Origin of the sequence: Marisediminitalea aggregata (assembly GCF_900129565.1) — a bacterium.
GTDB lineage: Bacteria > Pseudomonadota > Gammaproteobacteria > Enterobacterales > Alteromonadaceae > Alteromonas > Alteromonas aggregata.
On the sequence record NZ_FQWD01000012.1, the window covers coordinates 1 to 16,443 of the forward strand.

The 16,443-nt window shown below is 42.8% G+C and carries 13 protein-coding genes and 2 pseudogenes; all 15 read left to right on the forward strand.

Going from position 1 to position 16,443, the window contains the following annotated elements; translation table 11 throughout:
- Positions 1–463 (forward strand): annotated as a pseudogene (locus BUB81_RS21510) (hypothetical protein); the annotation flags it as partial.
- A gap of 16 nt (positions 464–479) precedes the next feature.
- A complete protein-coding gene (locus BUB81_RS21515) occupies positions 480–2,048 on the forward strand; it encodes a tetratricopeptide repeat protein (RefSeq protein ID WP_073325426.1) in 1,569 nt (522 codons plus the stop codon).
- 423 nt (positions 2,049–2,471) lie between these two features.
- The gene (fcl, locus tag BUB81_RS21520; RefSeq protein ID WP_073325427.1) at positions 2,472–3,431 is read left to right on the forward strand and encodes a GDP-L-fucose synthase; all 960 of its coding nucleotides are present in this window, start codon (positions 2,472–2,474) and stop codon (positions 3,429–3,431) included.
- Positions 3,432–3,468: 37 nt separating this feature from the next.
- Entirely contained in the window at positions 3,469–3,864 is a 396-nt protein-coding gene (locus BUB81_RS21525) for a hypothetical protein (RefSeq protein WP_073325428.1), read from the forward strand.
- On the forward strand, positions 3,865–5,100 hold the full coding sequence (locus BUB81_RS21530) for a glycosyltransferase (protein WP_073325429.1): 1,236 nt from the start codon (positions 3,865–3,867) through the stop codon (positions 5,098–5,100).
- Between the two features lie 36 nt (positions 5,101–5,136).
- Entirely contained in the window at positions 5,137–5,874 is a 738-nt protein-coding gene (locus BUB81_RS21535) for a sulfotransferase family 2 domain-containing protein (RefSeq protein WP_073325430.1), read from the forward strand.
- A 133-nt stretch (positions 5,875–6,007) separates the two neighbouring features.
- On the forward strand, positions 6,008–6,886 hold the full coding sequence (gene rfbA, locus BUB81_RS21540; protein WP_073325431.1) for a glucose-1-phosphate thymidylyltransferase RfbA: 879 nt from the start codon (positions 6,008–6,010) through the stop codon (positions 6,884–6,886).
- Between the two features lie 54 nt (positions 6,887–6,940).
- Positions 6,941–7,486 carry a dTDP-4-dehydrorhamnose 3,5-epimerase gene (rfbC, locus tag BUB81_RS21545; protein ID WP_073325432.1) on the forward strand — a complete coding sequence of 182 codons (546 nt, stop codon included), beginning with the start codon at positions 6,941–6,943 and terminating at the stop codon, positions 7,484–7,486.
- Between the two features lie 23 nt (positions 7,487–7,509).
- On the forward strand, positions 7,510–8,367 hold the full coding sequence (gene rfbD, locus BUB81_RS21550) for a dTDP-4-dehydrorhamnose reductase (protein ID WP_073325433.1): 858 nt from the start codon (positions 7,510–7,512) through the stop codon (positions 8,365–8,367).
- A 17-nt stretch (positions 8,368–8,384) separates the two neighbouring features.
- Positions 8,385–9,473 carry a dTDP-glucose 4,6-dehydratase gene (gene rfbB / locus BUB81_RS21555; protein WP_073325434.1) on the forward strand — a complete coding sequence of 363 codons (1,089 nt, stop codon included), beginning with the start codon at positions 8,385–8,387 and terminating at the stop codon, positions 9,471–9,473.
- 57 nt (positions 9,474–9,530) lie between these two features.
- The gene (locus tag BUB81_RS21560; RefSeq protein ID WP_073325435.1) at positions 9,531–10,442 is read left to right on the forward strand and encodes an NAD-dependent epimerase/dehydratase family protein; all 912 of its coding nucleotides are present in this window, start codon (positions 9,531–9,533) and stop codon (positions 10,440–10,442) included.
- A 117-nt stretch (positions 10,443–10,559) separates the two neighbouring features.
- Positions 10,560–10,871 (forward strand): annotated as a pseudogene (locus BUB81_RS21565) (GDP-mannose 4,6-dehydratase); the annotation flags it as partial.
- A 382-nt stretch (positions 10,872–11,253) separates the two neighbouring features.
- Complete coding sequence (locus BUB81_RS21880; RefSeq protein WP_139241664.1) at positions 11,254–13,101, forward strand: hypothetical protein; 1,848 nt, start codon at positions 11,254–11,256, stop codon at positions 13,099–13,101.
- Positions 13,102–13,134: 33 nt separating this feature from the next.
- The gene (locus BUB81_RS21575) at positions 13,135–14,901 is read left to right on the forward strand and encodes a glycosyltransferase family 2 protein (protein ID WP_073325436.1); all 1,767 of its coding nucleotides are present in this window, start codon (positions 13,135–13,137) and stop codon (positions 14,899–14,901) included.
- Positions 14,902–15,087: 186 nt separating this feature from the next.
- The gene (locus BUB81_RS21580; protein WP_175555855.1) at positions 15,088–16,425 is read left to right on the forward strand and encodes an OmpP1/FadL family transporter; all 1,338 of its coding nucleotides are present in this window, start codon (positions 15,088–15,090) and stop codon (positions 16,423–16,425) included.
- The last annotated feature ends 18 nt before the right edge of the window (positions 16,426–16,443 follow it).

Genomic DNA, 16,443 nt, shown 5'->3' on the forward strand with positions numbered 1-16,443 from the left:
GGAAAGGCAAATTCGCAAGTCTCCATTGGAGAACACGAAGTTATTCGGAAACACTCAACAGCGGGCAACGGTGTATTCGCGTGTTGAGGCAATGGCAGCACAAAGCGGGCTGGTTGGTTTTGCCTGGCATGCATTGCGCGACGGTTGTTTTTCTGACTTTGCAGACAAGCTGTTGATTGTTGATTACGACCTCTTAGTGCGAAAACCAGCACAAGTGATGAAGGGCGTATATCAATTTCTTGAACTGCCCGAGTTTCAACATGATTTCGACAATGTGGAGTTTGACTCACCAGCGTTTGATCAAAACCTTGGGATAGACGGATTGCATCGCGTGCATAAACAAGTTCAGCCCAGAGAACGAAAAACCGTGCTTCCGCCAGAGCTATTTGAGAAGTATAGTAATATGATGTTTTGGCGTGATTTGAAAAACTCAGGCGCGTTTACTTTGGTTCCTTCTAACTAATCTGCGGTTTATTGTTATGCAGTCACAGGTGCAGGCGTACATTGCAAACAATGATCTGGCAAAGGCGGCGGAGCTCTGTCTGAGTGTTAACGATTCAGAGCCTCAGTTCTGGGTATTCAATAGCATTGCTAAAGTGGCCGTTGAATATCGCAATCAACGCAATAATGATGCAGCCTTAACACATTTGGAAGAGGCGGAGCAGAAATGGCCGGACATAGCCAAACCGGTATTTTTTTGGATGGAATTGGGGCATACCCGTCGTACGCTTTTACAGTTTGAAAACGCGGCAAGCGCGTATGCTCAGGTTATCGAGATTTCTCCTGGGCATTTCTGGGCAAATTTATTTTACGTTACGTCGTTGCTAAAGCTTGGATTGGCTGACAAAGCGCATGAAGTGTTTGAACGTTTTGAATCAAAGTTTGATACCCCTGAAGAATCAAGTTCCGAATGGTTAATCCTACGCATTGAAATTGCGATAGCTCGCGATGAATTGCAGTTATTGCAGTCTTACTATCAGCTATGTGCTTATAAGATTCATCATTTTAAGCCCTATCAGCGTCATCGGTTAATTCGCTTGTTATATCACGTGAAAGATACACGCCTGGTGGCCAAATGCATACAGTCACTTATTTTTTGGTTATCTGATGATGCGAGCTGCATATATTTGTTCGCCAAGTTGTTTTACGACATAGACCGTCTTGCCAGCTGTATCAGAACGTTACTATCTATCCTGTCGTTAGAAAAAGAACCTGCCAATTATATGGACTTGCTGATTACAAGTGTATGTGAAACAGCAGAGGTCAACAGAGATAATACCTGGAAGCAGGCGAAGTGCTTTTTGGATAAGCAGTGCATTGATGGCAATTCGGCAGGCTATTACTGGCAACTTTGGCAAGATTATTTTGAGCCGCAGGCCGAAGAGTATCCCGTAATTGCGAACAAAAACTATAATGTGGGTACTGAACGCACTCTTCAGCAATTTACTTTGTTATATGCTCGTCAGTCGCAATTGCCGATAGGCCAACCTGCGCAGGCTTCACCATATTCAGTCATTAGCTGTAGTTTTGGCAGGGAGGCTTCAAAAAATCTGGAGTTAGAGAAAACAAGCTCGTCAGGGGTTGAGGTGAAGCGTTTTTCCATTGGCAATGCCATTGAATTTATCAACACACATTATCCAAAGCGTTTCTACTCCGCCTGGCGCTTAACCAGAAGCCAGGCTGATAAAGAACACCTTTTTAAATTATGTTACCTGGTTAAAATTGGGGGGATATTCGTTCCTGAGAATATGCAAGAAAATCCAGAGAAATTAGCACAGCTAACTAACTATCCGGAATCATTGCTATTAGTGAAAGGATATATGGGAATTAACACCGGGATTGTGGTGAGTAAACCAAATCATCCTTTGTTAAAAGCTATCCTTGAGCAAATAGTACAAAACCTAACAAATCGTAGCCGATTACCCGGCTTTTATACTACAGGTGCGCTATGCTGGTCTAAAGTGTATTGCCAGTATGTTAAAGAAGTCGAGCGCAGGGGGATGAACGCTAACGTACGAATAATAAGTCCTCACACCGCATTCATCTGATTCGTTAGTTTAGTGGTGCTAGCCTGCCAACAACAAAATAACCCTGAATATGTGTGTAAAAGACAGGTAGCGTTAAGCCTTCAATATGGATACAGGCCTAGCACAGGCGACCTGGATGGTGACGGCAAGATCAATTTCCAATGGCGATATGAAAGTCAGGGAAGCGCCAAATATTCCATCTGATGAATGGTAGAACCCACACCCCAACAGGCGTTGTGAACACCGCAAGCGGTACCTGATTAATGACTAACTAGTCGCCTATTACTTAAGCGGATACGGTAAAAATTTGCCGGTAAACTTATAATATATATTGTTTAATGAATATTCAGATTCTCCAAATATTTCCTTTAACTTAGCTGCTTTACAATGCGATACTTATTAATATTGATAATGGATGATTAAAGTATAGGTAAGCAGAACGTAATGAAGACTGTATTTGTCGCTGGTCATAGAGGAATGGTTGGTGCAGCAATTGTTAGAAATCTTGAAAAACGTGGTGGGGTTTCGATTATTACCCGTGCCCGAAATGAGTTGGATTTAACAAATCAACAGGCTGTATCAACGTTTTTTGCAGAGAATAAGATAGACGAAGTGTACTTAGCTGCCGCAAAAGTAGGCGGCATTCACGCGAATAACACGTATCCAGCTGAATTCATTTATGAAAACCTGATGATTGAAGCCAATATTGTTCATGCTGCACATATGAACAATGTTCAGAAATTGCTGTTTTTGGGCTCTAGCTGTATTTATCCCAAATTGGCTGAACAACCCATGACCGAGAAAGCCTTACTTACTGGCACTCTGGAAGAAACCAATGAGCCGTATGCGATTGCGAAAATCGCCGGTATTAAGCTATGCGAAAGCTATAATCGTCAGTATGGTCGCGATTACCGGTCGGTAATGCCTACCAATTTGTATGGGCCAAACGATAACTTCCACCCTGAAAACTCCCATGTTATTCCAGCCTTGCTTCGCCGTTTTCACGAAGCAGCACTACGCGGTGATGCTGAGGTTGTAGCCTGGGGCAGTGGTAAACCTATGCGCGAATTCTTGCATGTTGATGATATGGCGGCAGCCAGCGTACACGTAATGGAGCTGGATAAAGCTACTTATGATGACAATACACAGCCTATGCTAAGCCATATTAACGTGGGCACAGGTGAAGACTGCACTATCAAACAATTGGTGGAAACCGTTGCCAAGGTTACCGGGTTTAAAGGTAACATTGTTTGGGATACAACTAAGCCAGACGGCGCACCCAGAAAGCTAATGGATGTATCTCGATTGCACGCACTGGGTTGGAAGCATACTTACAATCTTGAGAGCGGCCTTAGCAATGCCTATGAATGGTTTATTGCAAACCAGGATAATTTCAGAGGTTAAAGTGGTTATAGATGCGGCACAATAGTGAAGAATTTCAATGAAATTAGTTAGTAAAATTAAGAACAAAATTGACGCATTGGGTCTTGAGAAGCACTACGCAGACTTTAGTATTGACTTACTAAGTGCAGAAGAGTTTAGAGGCTGGGCAAGAAAAGCTGGGGATATATCAAACACTTCCTGCTATGTTAAATTGTACTCAGGTGACAATGTGATCGCCGAGGGAAAAGCTAATCAATACCGTGATGATCTGCATGATTTGGGCTTTGGTAATGGTTGCAAAGGCTTCAACTTAAAAGTCAACTGGCGTGCACTGGATGCTGGTGAAAATAAATTGTCGTTGTTTATAGATGAACACAAAGTTAAGGTTATTCGTCTATCTGTAACGATTGCCGAGTTTGTTAGTTTGGCAATACAAGAGCAAAATAGACGCTAGATGCATGTAGTAGTTATTGATCCTGGATTTGAAGACCTTCATTCTCATCATGCAAATGTGAATGAAGGTTTGCACTTGTATTTCAATAATCAAAAAGCAACTTCGCTATGTACGTTGGCATCCACGCGAATAAAACTCACTACAGACGAATCTCTGATTCCAAAACATGTACAGCCACATTTTTCGACCCCTTGTTACACAAATCGACTAAGGCCTTTGGATAGTGAGCAAGAGCAGCTTTTAGCAGAGCAGTTTGCCAGGGAGCTTACATCCGCATCAGATAAAAATATCATTCAAACTTCAAGTTTCCTCGTATTTCATACCTTTTATAGTTTCCATGTGTTAGGTCTAGCAATTTGGTTGCGGCAAATTGGTGATCGTTTTAGTGGCGGCATCATTTTATGTGGCATGTTCTTCCCTGGAACTTCCCGGCTGTCAGCCAAAGTAAACATTGTTGAATTTCATAGATATTTACGATTTAAGTTAGCTGTTACCTATTTAAAAGGTGTTTCCCAAAAACAGTTGCTAGTGGTTGCGACAAGCTGTTCAGATTATATAGCTTATTATGAATCGTTGTTTGATTGCGAAGTTGCGCTTCATCCTATTGTTACTTACAGAGATGGAATTCAGCGAAATCCGCGAAATCCAGATATGCCAAAGTCAGTACTCTTATATGCAGGGAGTGTTAAGCAAGATAAAGGGCTTCAATTCATATTAGACGTTACCGAAAAATTACTTACAGATTTCCCTGCAGTTAATTTTGTCTTCCATTTAAATACTTTGTCTCCTGGGATTCGTGATTTCCCCGATGCGGAAATCACGCTAAATAAACTCGCCCAACAATATCGAAATTTAGAGTGTGTCTTTGATTATCTAAATTATGAAGCCTTTCAGAATTTATTGGATCAGGCTGATGCAATCATTTGTCACTACGATCCCGCAGTATATCGCCTTAAAACCTCAGGATTATTATGGGATTCTATGTCGAGAGAGCACATGGGAGTGATCTGTTCAAACGATAGTTGGCTTGCCAGAGAGCTTTCAGCTGTCGGAGGAAAGCCGTTTACATTTAACCATAACAAGTATGATAGTTTGCAAAATGCCATTACGCGTTGGCTTGATTGCAGCGCCCCCTATATTCAACCAAACCAATATTTTAAGACTCTTCTTAAGAGTTTCCCAGAATGGGTTGAACTGCAATGTTCAAGCTTGCACAAAGAATCTAAGACTGTTTAAATGCGGCGCTAGCCTGAGCGCGAAATGGAAAAATATATGAATAAAGCGATCTTCCACTACCATTTATTTAAAAACGCAGGGACATCCTTGGATGCTAGTTTAAAAGAAAACTTTGATGGTGATAAATGGGTTACTGCTGAGTTTCCAGCGCAACCTGCGAGAAATCGAGATCTTGCACGTCAATGGGTGAGTGAAAATCCTCAAGCATTTTGTTTCTCGTCACACACAGCGTTTTTTCCACCCCCAGAAGTGCCTGGTCGGGTTATTTTGCCAGTAATTTTTGTAAGACATCCAATTGACCGAATTGCTTCGGCGTATGCCTTTGAAAAGAAGCAGGGAGGCAATGGCTTTGGGGCGGTACTTGCCCGTAACACTTCATTCAGCGGTTACTGTGAGTCAAGGTTAGCATTAGGATACGACCGCCAGTGCAAAAATTTTCATGTCGACAGGTTTGCTTCGATGTTCGCTCCTGCTTTTGGTTCAGAGTTAGATAGAGCTTTAAAAGCATTTGAGGTACTACCTTTTGTTGGTTTAGTCGAAGAGTTTGATAAATCTTTGCGTAGGTTAGAAGACTGGTTAAAATCAGAAGGTTTTGACGATATTGCTATAGCGCCCAAAGAGCATAATGTTTCGAGAGATAACAAAGCCACGCTTGAAGAAAAACTTGATGCATTAGAGGAAGAAATTGGCTCTGAAATGTTTGTCAGACTTCTCGAAGAGAATGCTGACGACATGATCTTGTATGAAAAAGTTAAAGCTAGTTATGAGCAGTAAATTATACTGTGCTACCGACTACCCTGGCAGACACTTCCTTTAACTTTGCTGTCAAAAAGCATTATACTTCCCGCTGTGAAGGATATGTTTATCTTTTCTAATTATTGAATCGTGATGCTGTTGGGAAGTGCGTATGAGAAAAGGAATAATATTAGCAGGTGGATCTGGGACGAGACTACACCCGTTAACCAAAGTCGTTAGTAAACAACTAATGCCTGTTTATGATAAGCCCATGATCTACTATCCGTTATCTACGTTAATGATGTCGGGTATCCGGGATATTCTGATTATTACAACACCTGAAGAGCAAAATCGATTTATAGGGCTTCTTGGCGATGGCTCATCCTGGGGCTTGAATATTCAGTACGCGGTGCAACCTTCTCCAGATGGCCTGGCCCAAGCATTCCTAATTGGTGAAGAGTTTATTGGCAACAATAGTTGTTCATTGGTCTTAGGTGATAACATCTATTATGGTCACGATCTAAGAGTTTCCTTAAAAAACGCTTACGGTCAGACTAATGGCGCCACAGTGTTCGGGTACCACGTAACTGATCCTGAACGATATGGGGTTGTTGATTTCGACAATGACTGGAATGCGCTTTCTATAGAAGAAAAGCCTGCGAAACCTAAATCTAATTATGCCGTAACCGGCCTTTACTACTACGACAATCGCGTAGTGGACTTTGCCAAAGAGGTTAAACCTTCTCCTCGTGGCGAATTAGAAATCACGGATCTGAACAATATGTATCTTCAGGACGGCTCACTTAAAGTAGAACTAATGGGCCGCGGTTCTGCGTGGTTAGATACAGGTACACTGGATAGCTTATTAGATGCAGCTAATTTTGTGGCTGCCATTGAAAAACGGCAGGGTCTGAAGATTTGTTGCCCCGAAGAAGTGGCGTATCGCATGGGGTACATCGACGCCGAGCAGTTAGAAAAACTGGCTGCACCGCTTAAGAAGAGCGGCTACGGCGATTACCTGTTAAAAGTAATTCACGACCGGGTTAAATAAATACCGCGTTTTTCCTGCAGCCGGTTTGAATGAATTTTTAGGTGTAACAATACAATGCAAGTAATTGAAACCGACATCCCTGATGTCAAAATTATAGAGCCACGTGTGTTTGGTGACGAACGTGGCTTTTTTATGGAAACCTTTCGTACGGATTGGTTCAAGTCTAAATGCGCAGACGTTGATTTTGTTCAGGATAATCACTCTAAATCCAAGCAAGGTATTTTGCGCGGATTGCATTACCAGCTTCAGCAAACTCAGGGCAAGTTAGTACGTGTTGTATCTGGTGAAGTATTTGACGTTGCCGTAGACATGCGTAAAGAGTCAGAAACATTTGGGAAGTGGGTTGGCGTTTACCTGTCGGCCGAGAACAAGCGTCAGTTATGGGTACCTGCGGGCTTTGCCCATGGCTTTTATGTCACCAGCGAATCGGCTGAGTTTGTGTATAAGTGTACGGATTACTACCACCCGGAATCCGAAGTGTCGGTAAATTATAATGACCCGACCATTGGTATTGAATGGCCGCTGGTGAATGGCGAAGCGCCGTCGTTGTCAGGCAAAGATGAAAACGGCACCGCTTTTGTTGATGCGCCAACGTTTTAATACTGCGTTTTAAAGGAATAAAGATGTCAAAACTGGTTGTCATTGGGAAAAGCGGTCAGCTCGCATGGGAAATCGCGCGGCTCGTGCCGGATGCAGTGTGTCTAGGCCGTGACGATATTGATATTACAACTGCAGAAAGTATTGCTGATAAGCTCGACACGTTAGCACCTGATGCGGTAATTAATGCCTCTGCTTACACGGCAGTTGATAAGGCCGAAAGTGATGAAGCTAATGCGTATTTGTTAAATCAAACGGCAGTCGCCAATCTGGCCAACTATTGCAAGGCGCACAAAGCGTTCTTTGTGCACGTGTCTACTGACTACGTGTTTAATGGCGAAAAAGGCTCACCCTATACGGTTGATGACACTATTGCGCCGCAGGGCATGTACGGCAAAACCAAGGCCGCCGGTGAAGCTGAAGTGAAAAGTATTTTACCTGAGCACAGTGCGATTATTCGCACATCCTGGGTGTATTCGGCGCATGGCAATAACTTTGTAAAAACTATGCTGCGGTTGATGGCAGAAAAGCCTCAATTGGGTGTCATTGACGACCAAATTGGCAGCCCAACCTGGGCGAAGGGACTAGCGCAAGCTTGTATTGAAGCCGCCACACAACAACACGCGGGTGTATTCCATTGGTCTGACGAAGGCGTGTGTAGCTGGTATGACTTTGCTGTTGCGATACAGCAACTGGGTTTGGAGAAAGGGCTGTTAAGTCAGGCCGTACCAATAAACCCTATCCCAAGCAGCGCCTATCCTACGCCAGCCAAACGTCCTCACTACAGTGTGCTGGATAAAACACTGAGCCGTGAAACTTATACAACCCCTCTTATACACTGGCGCGAACAGCTTAGCGCCATGATGGATGAGCTGGTGAAATAGCAAGAGAATTGACTAACATGACAGCAAAAACAATTATTGTAACTGGCGGCGCGGGCTTCATTGGCTCAGCTGTAGTTCGTCACCTAATTAACGACACCGACCACACGGTAGTGAATCTCGATAAGCTGACTTACGCAGGTAACCTGGAATCACTGAAAGAAATCGACCAAAGCGACCGTTACCATTTTGAGCAGGTAGACATTTGCGACGGGCCGGAAGTTAAACGCGTACTGGACACATACCAGCCTGATATTATTATGCATCTTGCAGCAGAGAGTCATGTTGACCGCTCTATCGATGGCCCAGGTGAGTTTATTCATACCAATGTTGTTGGTACCTATACGCTATTAGAGCAAGCTCGTAGCTTCTACGCCACGCTGAGCGATGATAAAAAAGCAGGTTTTAAATTCCACCATATCTCGACCGACGAGGTCTACGGTGATTTACCTCATCCTGATGAAGTAGAAGCAGGCACAGAGTTGCCTTTATTTACGGAAGAAACATCTTACGAGCCAAGCTCGCCGTATTCGGCATCGAAAGCTGCGTCTGACCATTTGGTTCGCGCCTGGTTACGCACGTTTAAACTACCTACAGTCGTCACCAACTGTTCAAATAACTATGGCCCGTATCACTTCCCGGAAAAACTCATTCCGCTAATGATACTCAATGCCCTGGCGGGTAAACCACTGCCGGTATATGGAAAAGGCAATCAAATCCGTGATTGGCTCTATGTAGAAGACCACGCCCGCGCATTAGTGGTAGTCGCTACAACTGGCGCTATTGGCGAAACCTACAACATTGGCGGTCACAACGAAAAGCAAAACATCGATGTGGTGCACACCATCTGCGATATTCTTGACGAAGTGAAACCGAAAGCTGAAGGTAGTTATCGCGACCAAATTACCAGCGTTGCTGATCGCCCCGGACACGATATGCGCTATGCCATCGATGCCAGTAAGATTCAAAAAGAGCTGGGCTGGGTGCCCCAGGAAACCTTCGAATCAGGTATTAAGAAAACCGTAGAGTGGTACCTGAACAACGAAGCCTGGTGGAAAGCCGTGTTAGATGGCAGTTACCAGGGTGAACGACTGGGTCAAAATCAGTAACGTTAACTGAAAAGGTCTTAACGATGAGTACGTATCTAGTAAGAAGGCATAAATAGGATGAAAGTACTGATCGTTGGCGGTTTTGGTTTCATTGGAAAGCATCTCATCGAGAATGCAATAACCAAGAATATTAGTTTTACTGTAATAGCCCGAAAGGATCCCGATGTTCAGTGGGTAAAGTACGCATATATTCTGGAAAATTCACTTGATGATAAAGCGTTGCAAAATCTGGCCGCTGAACATGATGCGCTAGTATATCTGGCTTCGTCTTCCATTCCTGCCACAGGGTCCTTCCTGAAAGAGTTTCCTACGAATGTAGAGCCCGCCGTTCAGTTAGTTGAACGGCTTACCTATCATAACCCGGAGCTAAAAGTAATATACCTGTCCAGCGGTGGCCAGGTATATGGAAATGGTTATAAGCGGCCGATGAAGGAGTCTGACAATTGCGAGCCAATGAGCCCCTATGGATTTGGTAAGTTGATGACCGAGCAGTCATTGAGCTATTTACATAGATCACGAGGGACAAAAATAGCCATTCTTCGAGTAGCGAATCCAGTTGGTAAGTGGCAGGTAGGGTTAAGGCAGGGCTTGGTTAATGTTGTTTATCAAAGTCTGATGCTTAAAGAGCCGCTAAAGATATTTGGTACAGGCGCTGAATTAAGAGACTACATTGATGTGGATGAGCTTGCACTGCTTATTATTAACGTTGCTTCAATGGATTTTGATTTAGAAACCTGGAACGTTGGCTCTGGCGTTGGAACGGCAACTATCCAGTTAGTTGAAAAGATCGAAAGTTTTCTTGGTATCGAAGGAGAAAAGGTCTTCCTTCCCAGAAGGCCTGTTGATCCTGAATCGGCGGTTTTGAACTGCGAAAAGATAGAAAAACAACTAGGCTGGAAGGCAAGAATGTCAATTGATGACGTGTTGGAAAAGACACTCAACAGCAAATTGAAAACGGCCTCTTTTTAAATTATCTCAAGCTTGGTTTGCCTCCTATCTGTTTTTGCGAAATACTCGCGCGCTCTTTAGGAGTGAAGTAATAGAGGAACAGGCGGAGAGCTTTCGACGATATGGCGCTAAAAAATATTCAATGATGGCGGTCACAACGAAAAGCAAAACATCGATGTGGTACACACCATCTGCGATATTCTCGACGAAGTGAAACCGAAAGCTGAAGGTAGCTATCGCGACCAAATTACCAGTGTTGCCGACCGCCCCGGACACGATATGCGCTATGCCATCGATGCCAGCAAGATTCAAAAAGAGCTGGGCTGGGTACCCCAGGAAACATTCGAATCAGGTATTAAGAAAACCGTAGAGTGGTACCTGAACAACGAAGCCTGGTGGAAAGCAGTGTTAGATGGCAGTTACCAAGGGGAAAGATTAGGGTCAGCATAACCTATTGACTTGGCTTAGATTTTTATGTCGGGTAACAACCAGCCTGTGTTCTAGCTGATAAACAGAATGGCAGGCTGGTTATGTCGATAGCATTACTTCGAACGAATTGAGTAAGGTTTCTATTTAGTCAGTTCGTCTCATAACAATGAGTGTCCCGTTTATTCCACATTGATTGTGTCATTCTGACTTTAATCCCAGCTGGCTCGTAGGTGAAATTGAAATCAATAGCACCGAAATTGCTTAAACTTGAACTGACGGAAATGTTAATTTAACCGAACTATTATGCTCAGCTAGTTGATAGTGATACTATTCGCGAGCTTTATTTCGCCGCATTTTGCGCATGGTTCCAATAGATTTTGAACGGTCAGTTAGTCAATCATTCATGAAAATTGTTATTCATTTCGGCCCTCCTAAAACGGGCACTTCTACAATACAACACTGGCTAACTAGTAATACAAATTTATTAGTTGAAAATGGTATTTATTATCCAGGTCATAAAGTTGATGAAAACGGCGTGAGTTCAGGAAATTTGACCGCGTTGTTTGAGCGGGTAGGAGACAATTTCAGTTTTTCGCACAAGAAATTCAAAAACGAACTCGCACTAGCAGAGCAGAAAGGCGCGCATACGCTCCTTTTTTCGTCTGAATTTTTTATGAGACAGTTGTCGGTAATTGCTGAAGCTATTCCTGAGGCAATTTTTCTGGGCTTTGTGCGGTTTCCTCTCGAAACACTTGAGTCGACTTATAATCAAGGAGTGAAAAGGAAGGCCAATCCTGAATTATTAACGGTAGGTGAAAAACCAAGAGCGCCAATATTTGAGATTGTTGGAAAGGCAGTAAATAACATTGGAAAAAAACGGTTCGAACTACTGCCATTTGAAAAGTCCTTTTTTGTAGAAGGAGATCTGGTAAAAACATTTCTGAATAAACTAGATTTTCATCTCGATATCGAAATAACTCGGGAAACGGTAAATTCGTCTTATTGTTTTGAAGCTCTCGAGGTAAAGCGGTGGTTCAATCGTTATCATTTTTTACCCATTCTTTCGCCATTGGATAAATTTTTACAGGGTTATAAGAAAGGGACATCACATTTCTCTCTTATTCCACCAGAAAAGTTTGAACGAGTGAAAGAACATTATTTGACACTGACTCGCGAGTTTTCTGATCAAGTTGGTCTTGTTGGGGCTGATGAGTTTATAGATAAGCTGCGAGAAAAATCTCAAAAGCCTTATAGAATGCAGCAGTTGACCTCAGAAATTTTCGAGGCAGTCATACAGGATTGGCTTGACGGAAATCCTGGTGCCGGTGATTTGTTGCGTAAGTTTGTTGACCTGTCTGCACCTCAGCAGCCTTCAGATCAGGTTTATTTCGACACAATCTATAAATTGATACCATCATCGCGAAGTTTTTCGGCATTAACCTCCGCGTTGTACTTGGATAGAACAACAATCAAAGCAGTATTAAACACAATGAATGTGAAAAAACTATCGTCATTCAGACGTAGCGGAATAAATAAATTAAGCTTTACTTCTGCGATCAGCAAATGGAAATTCGATCACTTTTCAAGCACTCTGCCTGTGAATCATCAAGTTGAGTGGATTTCGCATCATATTCCTAAAACGGCGGGTTCCTCTCTACGCAATTCGATGGAACAAGCGTACGGTATGCAGGCCATATACGGTGTGTACAGAGAAAGTGGTGCCGCTGAATTAAACAAGGGACGGAATATTTGGTTACCTGCAGAAGCAAAAGTGATTCACGGCCATTTTCGGACGCATAAAAACCAGCAGCAATATTTTCCGAATGCAAAGCGTTTAGTTTGGCTAAGAGATCCAATAGAACGTGCTTGGTCTCTATTAGGTCGACTGCTTGATATCAAGGAAAAAGACCAATTATATAACAAGCTTAAAGCTCGCTACATTGACAAGGGCATTACTGAAAAAGCTGATTTGTTTCGCGCATGGATTACTGATGACGAGTTAAATTATCCTCTTTTTGCATACACGCACTATTTTCGTCAGATTGGTATTGAGCATTTTGATTTTGTTGGTTCAATGCACAGTATGGAAGAAGACTTAGTAAGGCTTTCAAATGTGCTAGACATTGACCTAACCGTAGAACATAAAAATGTCAGAACGGGTGCAACTGATTTGCCGATTGAGGTAAGACAATTAGAGTCATACTTAGCAAAAGAGTATGCAGTAGTTGGCAAGTATTTAAGAAATAAGTAGCGAGTTATTTCTATGTCCCTAAGACGATATTCCATGATGACTATCAAATTTGGCATAGGGTTAATTCCTAAGTCAGTGAGAGAGTTGGCTAAACGAAGTCCAGCTCTAACGTCTTTTTACAGTCACTCTCTACAGAAATCAGGCCTGTTCTATGGTTTTCCTAACAAGAAAAAGCTTCAGGAACTTTATTCACAAACGTTATCCTATCAAGCAGCTAGGATTAACGAGATAGTTTCAAACAGGGCGCCTATATACCGTCACTATCACCTGGTAGTTCGAGCACATAAACGTTCAAATTTAGACGCGACGCTTGATAGTCTGTTGATTCATTGTCGTCATATATCTGGTGTAACAATCATTAGTAACGTTAATTCAGATATCGTAATCAAAGACGACTATTGTGCTGCATTTGAAATTAACGTTTTCAATGCTTTCAAAGACTGGGACGTTGATATAGATCTGGACCAAGTGGTTTTCGTGAACTCAGGTGATACGTTGCACCCTCATTTCTTTGATGTATGTTGCAGAGAAATTAATGACGGCTTGCTTTACGTCGATAGTGATTTCTTAAACGATAATCGAGTAAGAGAAGATGCCAGGCTATTTCCAGATTGGAATCCGGCGCTTCAATTAAGTAGTCATTATATAAGCACTGGTGTCGTATTAAACGTCAAAGCCTGCCATAACGAACTGAAGCTAGCTATTAACCGAGTATCTACAATAGCTTCGTTAGTTAATGTACTGGTAAATGAAGCTACGGCATTAGCAGTGAAGCATATACCACTGTCATTAATTCATTATACAAACAGTAAAACGCGGATTGCAGACGAGCTAAAAGAGACGTCAGGCTACTTGAACGAAAAATTTGGTGCAGTTTGTAAAATAAATAAAGAAACTCAGATACTAAAAATTCAATGGCCAATAAAAAAACAGCCTCTTGTGTCCCTCATCATCCCTACTAAGAATGGGAAAGAGTTAGTTAAAGCCTGTATTGAGTCGATACTAGAAAAGACCACCTATAAAAACTTCGAAATTATACTGGTCGACAACAACTCCGACGAACCTGAGAGTCTCGCGTATTTTAGTAAGCTTGGGCAACACCCTAAAATTACGCTGTTGAAATACCCACACCCGTTTAATTACTCGGCTATTAATAACTTCGCAGTGTCACATTGTAACGGTGAGGTCGTTGGACTGGTAAATAATGACATTGAAGTGATCAGTCCAACCTGGCTGGACTATATGGTTGGTCATGTTATGCGTGATGACATAGGTTGTGTGGGCGCAAAGTTACTTTACTCCGATGGCCGTGTGCAGCACGCAGGTGTCGTTATGGGGTACGGTGGTGGTGCAGGACATGCACATAAATATTTCCCCCGATATCACCCGGGATATCTGAATCGCCTGATTGCCAGCAATAACTTTTCTGCTGTTACCGCTGCGTGCCTGCTTGTAAAGCGGACACACTACGAAGCGGTCAAAGGGCTAAATGAGAAAGATCTGACTGTTGCGTTTAACGATGTGGACTTTTGCCTGAAAGTGCTAGAGCTCGGAGTGAGAAACCTTTACTGTGCAGAAGCTGAGCTATATCACCACGAGTCGGTGTCCCGAGGCCTTGATGTCAGTAAAGAAAAGATGGCTCGTTTTAATAGTGAACTTGCTTACTTAAAAGCTCATTGGGGACATGTGATAGCCCACGACCCGGCTTATAACCCGAATCTGACCTTACGACATGAAAACTTCGCCATTAAAGATGAAAAAGAAAGACTGAAGGAAGCGAACTCAAAAACTAAGATTTAGGTGCAACTACTTGCGAGAGTTATCTTCGCCGCCCTACCTATAAAAACAGTCTTTACAAAATCTTTGCATACCAGAAATTCTTGTGCTTAACTGGTTAAATAATGATCGCATAGCCTGTTTTTTGAACTGATGGCAGGCTTGGGGCACAAACACATTCAAAATGTATTAGCCAGGCAGGTAATTGGTATGAATGGATTCAGCAAAGTAGCCGTGAGCTGCTCTCTCAGCTTATTTTTTTGTTCCTCAGTAAATGCTGCAAGCATTGATATTCCCTCCTCATTTAATCCGGTAGGTTCCGGTGCACGAGCACTTGGATTAGGCGGTAGCTTTATTGCCGTGGCTGACGACGCTACAGCAGCCTCTTGGAATCCAGCAGGATTAATTCAATTACGAAAACCAGAAGTGGCTCTGGTACTTTCCCAAACCGTCAGGGGAGAAGATGTTACATTGGCTAACACTGGTGACGGCGCTGATACATCTACAAGTAACTTCGACGTCAACTATGCCGCTGCGAGTTACCCTTGTGCAGAGAGCAAGTGTGGGAAGAACATGGTTTTCTCAGTGAATTATCAACGGTTATATGATTTGAGCAGAGAGTGGAATATTAGTGTTTATGATGATTTCAGAAATACCGTTTCCCAAGAGCGTTACAACCAAGACGGTGCTCTATATGCTTTAGGGTTGTCTTACGCCGTACAACTCACAGCGGACTTCACTATCGGTATGAGCGCAAATTATTGGGGCGACGTGTTTGGAACAAATGGCAGTGAGGTGGTTACGTCTGCTCGCGAAAGAGAAAATGCGCCGGGCGATTTTTTCGCTGATGAAGATATATTGGTTTCTTCTGATTTCGAAGGTTTAAATTATAATATTGGAGCCTTATGGGTGCCTTACAGAAAAGGTGCATCAAAGTTAACAATTGGCGTGGTCTATAAATCAGAGTTTGACGCCGATTACAACAGTAAACTAGATTATCAAGTAACGAGTGGGAACTTATCAATCCCTTCAACAATTGCCACAACAACTGATATATCTGAATCACCCTCAACAGTTACTATGCCTTCTTCATACGGACTGGGGATTGCCTACCAAGTTTCTGATGCGTTTACCTTCTCGTTTGATTTATATCGGACAGATTGGAAGGCGTTCAAAGTAAAAGACAAATCTACCGGCTCTGTTATTTCTGCGATTACTAATCGGCCTATTGATGAGACATCCATTGAAAATAGTTTCCAGGTTCGTGCAGGAGCTGAGTATAGGATTATTAGTCAAAAACAAACTACCAACTACATCATCCCTATTCGGGCTGGTTTTTTCTATGACCCGGTCATTGGAGATGGTGGTAACGAGCCTAGCTATGGTATTGCTATTGGTGGCGGCGTCGCATTTGAGCGTTGGGTGTTTGATGCGGCATATCAATATAGATGGGCGGATAATTTAGGTGAGTCATATCAGCAGCAGTTAGGTCTTAGTTATAGTCTGCAAGAACATCAGTTGTATGCTTCGGCGTTTTATCGGTTTTGATATTAGCTATCTGTGGAG

Coding starts and splice junctions, on each gene's coding strand:
- BUB81_RS21880 (WP_139241664.1), top strand. CDS start 11,254: ATGAAAATTGTTATTCATTTCGGCCCTCCTAAAACGGGCACTTCTACA.
- fcl (WP_073325427.1), top strand. CDS start 2,472: ATGAAGACTGTATTTGTCGCTGGTCATAGAGGAATGGTTGGTGCAGCA.
- BUB81_RS21530 (WP_073325429.1), top strand. CDS start 3,865: ATGCATGTAGTAGTTATTGATCCTGGATTTGAAGACCTTCATTCTCAT.
- BUB81_RS21575 (WP_073325436.1), top strand. CDS start 13,135: ATGATGACTATCAAATTTGGCATAGGGTTAATTCCTAAGTCAGTGAGA.
- rfbB (WP_073325434.1), top strand. CDS start 8,385: ATGACAGCAAAAACAATTATTGTAACTGGCGGCGCGGGCTTCATTGGC.
- rfbA (WP_073325431.1), top strand. CDS start 6,008: ATGAGAAAAGGAATAATATTAGCAGGTGGATCTGGGACGAGACTACAC.
- BUB81_RS21535 (WP_073325430.1), top strand. CDS start 5,137: ATGAATAAAGCGATCTTCCACTACCATTTATTTAAAAACGCAGGGACA.
- rfbC (WP_073325432.1), top strand. CDS start 6,941: ATGCAAGTAATTGAAACCGACATCCCTGATGTCAAAATTATAGAGCCA.
- BUB81_RS21580 (WP_175555855.1), top strand. CDS start 15,088: ATGAATGGATTCAGCAAAGTAGCCGTGAGCTGCTCTCTCAGCTTATTT.
- rfbD (WP_073325433.1), top strand. CDS start 7,510: ATGTCAAAACTGGTTGTCATTGGGAAAAGCGGTCAGCTCGCATGGGAA.
- BUB81_RS21515 (WP_073325426.1), top strand. CDS start 480: ATGCAGTCACAGGTGCAGGCGTACATTGCAAACAATGATCTGGCAAAG.
- BUB81_RS21525 (WP_073325428.1), top strand. CDS start 3,469: ATGAAATTAGTTAGTAAAATTAAGAACAAAATTGACGCATTGGGTCTT.
- BUB81_RS21560 (WP_073325435.1), top strand. CDS start 9,531: ATGAAAGTACTGATCGTTGGCGGTTTTGGTTTCATTGGAAAGCATCTC.